3 protein-coding genes, 1 rRNA gene and 1 pseudogene are annotated in these 3,585 nt (G+C 47.6%); 2 read left to right on the top strand and 3 right to left on the bottom strand.

What is annotated here, in order from left to right; translation table 11 throughout:
* Positions 1-233: pseudogene (locus BGK49_RS10745) on the top strand (IS4 family transposase); the annotation flags it as partial.
* 152 nt (positions 234-385) lie between these two features.
* Positions 386-1,336 (top strand): type I pantothenate kinase, encoded by a 951-nt coding sequence (coaA, locus tag BGK49_RS10740; RefSeq protein WP_000023091.1) that lies wholly within the window; start codon positions 386-388, stop codon positions 1,334-1,336.
* A 28-nt stretch (positions 1,337-1,364) separates the two neighbouring features.
* Here coaA and birA read toward each other — a convergent pair whose 3' ends face one another.
* The 3 genes from birA to rrf all read right to left on the bottom strand — a co-directional run.
* The gene (gene birA, locus BGK49_RS10735; RefSeq protein WP_000654614.1) at positions 1,365-2,330 is read right to left on the bottom strand and encodes a bifunctional biotin--[acetyl-CoA-carboxylase] ligase/biotin operon repressor BirA; all 966 of its coding nucleotides are present in this window, start codon (positions 2,328-2,330) and stop codon (positions 1,365-1,367) included.
* On the bottom strand, positions 2,327-3,355 hold the full coding sequence (gene murB, locus BGK49_RS10730) for a UDP-N-acetylmuramate dehydrogenase (RefSeq protein WP_001016691.1): 1,029 nt from the start codon (positions 3,353-3,355) through the stop codon (positions 2,327-2,329). The genes birA and murB overlap by 4 nt, the downstream gene beginning before the upstream one ends.
* A gap of 136 nt (positions 3,356-3,491) precedes the next feature.
* Positions 3,492-3,585: ribosomal RNA gene (gene rrf / locus BGK49_RS10725) — 5S ribosomal RNA — on the bottom strand; the annotation flags it as partial.

Raw genomic sequence — 3,585 nt, 5'->3', positions numbered from 1 at the left:
GTTACTGGCCGAATCAACTGAGTTTCTCAGAATCATGCGGAATGGTGATGAGAATGCTGATGACATTGCAGGGCGCTTCACCGGGACGTATACCGGAGCTGATGCGCGATCTTGCAAGTATGGGACAACTTGTGAAATTACCGACGAGAAGGGGAAGGGCCTTCCCGAGAGTGGTAAAGGAGAGGCCCTGGAAATACCCCACAGCCCCGAAAAAGAGCCAGTCAGTTGCTTAACTGACTGGCATTACTTCCTGGGAGAGATTTTTTCTTATTATTCCTCCCCATCTGGTGTTACCCTCCTGCCCATTAACCCATTCAACAGAACTGTGACGCGCCATGGCAAATATCGCTTTGCCGATAGAGCTATGACCGCCAGAAACATGCTTATGAGTATAAAAGAGCAAACGTTAATGACGCCTTACCTACAGTTTGACCGCAACCAGTGGGCAGCTCAGCGTGATTCCGTACCTATGACGTTATCGGAAGATGAGATCGCCCGTCTCAAAGGTATTAATGAAGATCTCTCGTTAGAAGAAGTTGCCGAGATCTATTTACCTCTGTCACGTTTGCTGAACTTCTATATAAGCTCGAATCTGCGCCGTCAGGCAGTTCTGGAACAGTTTCTTGGTACCAACGGGCAACGCATTCCTTACATTATCAGTATTGCTGGTAGTGTCGCGGTGGGGAAAAGTACAACCGCCCGTGTATTGCAGGCGCTATTAAGCCGTTGGCCGGAACATCGTCGTGTTGAACTGATCACTACAGATGGCTTCCTTCACCCTAATCAGGTTCTGAAAGAACGTGGTCTGATGAAGAAGAAAGGCTTCCCGGAATCGTATGATATGCATCGCCTGGTGAAGTTTGTTTCCGATCTCAAGTCCGGCGTGCCAAACGTTACAGCCCCTGTTTACTCGCATCTTATTTATGATGTGATCCCGGATGGAGATAAAACTGTTGTTCAGCCTGATATTTTAATTCTTGAAGGGTTAAATGTCTTACAGAGCGGAATGGATTATCCACACGATCCACATCATGTATTTGTTTCTGATTTTGTTGATTTTTCGATATATGTTGATGCACCGGAAGACTTACTTCAGACGTGGTATATCAACCGTTTCCTGAAATTCCGCGAAGGGGCTTTTACCGACCCGGATTCCTATTTTCATAACTACGCGAAATTAACTAAAGAAGAAGCGATTAAGACTGCCATGACATTGTGGAAAGAGATCAACTGGCTGAACTTAAAGCAAAATATTCTACCTACTCGTGAGCGCGCCAGTTTAATCCTGACGAAAAGTGCTAATCATGCGGTAGAAGAGGTCAGACTACGCAAATAATTTGCAGGGGAGCGAATACTCCCCTTTCTTATTTTTCTGCACTACGCAGGGATATTTCACCGCCCATCCAGGGTTTTATTATTCCATCCTGCTCAAGTAATAAAGCCCCCTGTTTGTCTATTCCGCGTGAAATGCCAAATATTTCTTTATCACCAATGATAAGTTTCACTGGGCGATTAATAAAATTATCCAGCTTTTCCCAGCGCGACAGATAAGGTGCCAATCCTTCTTGTTCGAAGAGTTCCAACGCAGCACGTAATTCACGTATTAGCATGGCCGCCAACGTATTACGATCGAGATTGATCCCCGCTTCCTGCAGCGTGATCCACCCCTGATTAACGACACTCTCTTCAACACGGCGCATTGCCATGTTGATCCCGGCTCCAATGACTATTTGCGCCGCATCGCCAGTTTTGCCAGTCAGCTCCACAAGAATGCCTGCCAGCTTGCGATCCTGCAGATAGAGGTCATTAGGCCATTTGACACGAACTTTATCTGCTCCCAGCTTGCGTAATACTTCCGCCATCACGATACCGATAACCAGACTTAAACCAATCGCCGCCGCCGGGCCTTGTTCCAGACGCCAGAACATCGACAAATATAAGTTTGCGCCAAAAGGCGAAAACCATTTCCGCCCCCGGCGACCACGGCCAGCCTGCTGGTATTCTGCAACACAGGCATCGCCCGATTTAAGCTCTCCGATACGATCAAGAAGGTACTGATTCGTGGAGTCAATAACTGGCAGCACGGCTACACTACCGCCATCCAGCTGACCCAATATCTGTTCAGCATTAAGTAACTGGATGGGCTCAGGCAGGCTGTATCCTTTACCCGGAACGGTAAAGACATCAACGCCCCAGTCACGCAGTGTCTGAATGTGTTTATTAATAGCCGCCCGGCTCATTCCCAGCGTTTCACCCAACTGCTCGCCAGAGTGAAATTCACCGTTCGCTAACAGGGCAATCAATTTCAGTGGCACGGTGTTATCCTTCATGAAATTGTCTCCACTGCGCTCACTTCACCTGATGCACCAATAAAGCGGACTTCAGGCTCAAGCCAGACATTAAATTTTTCACCCACTTTTTGTCTTACATGGTGTGCCAGTTGCACCACATCTTCGCTTTTTGCATTGTCTTCATTAATGAGAACTAACGCCTGTTGACGGTGCACCGCAGCCCCACCCATTTGCATCCCTTTTAGCTGGCACTGATCAATAAGCCAACCTGCTGCCAGTTTTACTGAACCACCCGCCTGGGGGTAATTTGGTGCTGTTGGAAATTGCGCCAGTAATGCTTTAGCCGTTTCGGCAGATACAACAGGGTTTTTGAAGAAACTACCGGCATTGCCATTCACTTTTGGATCAGGGAGTTTGGTGGTGCGCATATGACACACCGCATTAAATACTTGCTGTGGCGTTACTGTTGTAGGATCCAGACGAGTTAAGTCACCATACGTTAGTACAGGTTGCCACTCTTTTAGCAGACGCAGACCTACGGCTACAATGGCGAAGCGATCCTGGTATTCATGTTTAAAAATACTGTCGCGATAGCCAAAACGGCACTCTTTGGCAGTTAAGCGCACTTGCTTGCCTGTCGCCAGTTCAACACAATCAACATAAGCGCAAACTCGCTGTAATTCTACGCCATAAGCACCAATATTCTGGATAGGTGATGAGCCGACACAACCAGGAATTAATGCCAGATTTTCCAGACCAGGCATACCTTCCTGCAAAGTGTATTTTACCAAGCGATGCCAGTTTTCTCCGGCTCCTACATGTAAATACCACGCATCAGGTTCATCATGAATTTCGATACCTTTGATCCGGTTGATGATCACCGTGCCGCGATAGTCTTCCAGAAAAAGTACATTACTTCCTTCACCCAGAATAAGAACGGGTTGTCCTTCTGCGGTTGCATACTGCCAGGCATTGAGTAATTGTTGTTCGTCTTCGGCACATACAATGTGCTGAGCATTATGATCAATGCCAAATGTGTTCCAGGGTTTTAAGGAGTGGTTCATAGCTGCTTTCCTGATGCAAAAACGAGGCTAGTTTACCGTATCTGTGGGGGGATGGCTTGTAGTTATGACGACAGGGAGAGTTTGTAGAAACGCAAAAAGGCCCAGTCTTCCGACCGGGCCTTCTGCTTAATTTGATGCCTGGCAGTTCCCTACTCTCGCATGGGGAGACCCCACACTACCATCGGCGCTACGGCGTTTCACTTCTGAGTTCGGCATGGGGTCAGGTGGGA

The organism is Shigella sp. FC1544, assembly GCF_001722145.1.
Taxonomy (GTDB): domain Bacteria; phylum Pseudomonadota; class Gammaproteobacteria; order Enterobacterales; family Enterobacteriaceae; genus Escherichia; species Escherichia coli.
The sequence above is the reverse complement of the archived record's forward strand: the minus strand, read 5'-3'. Positions and strand labels throughout refer to the sequence as shown.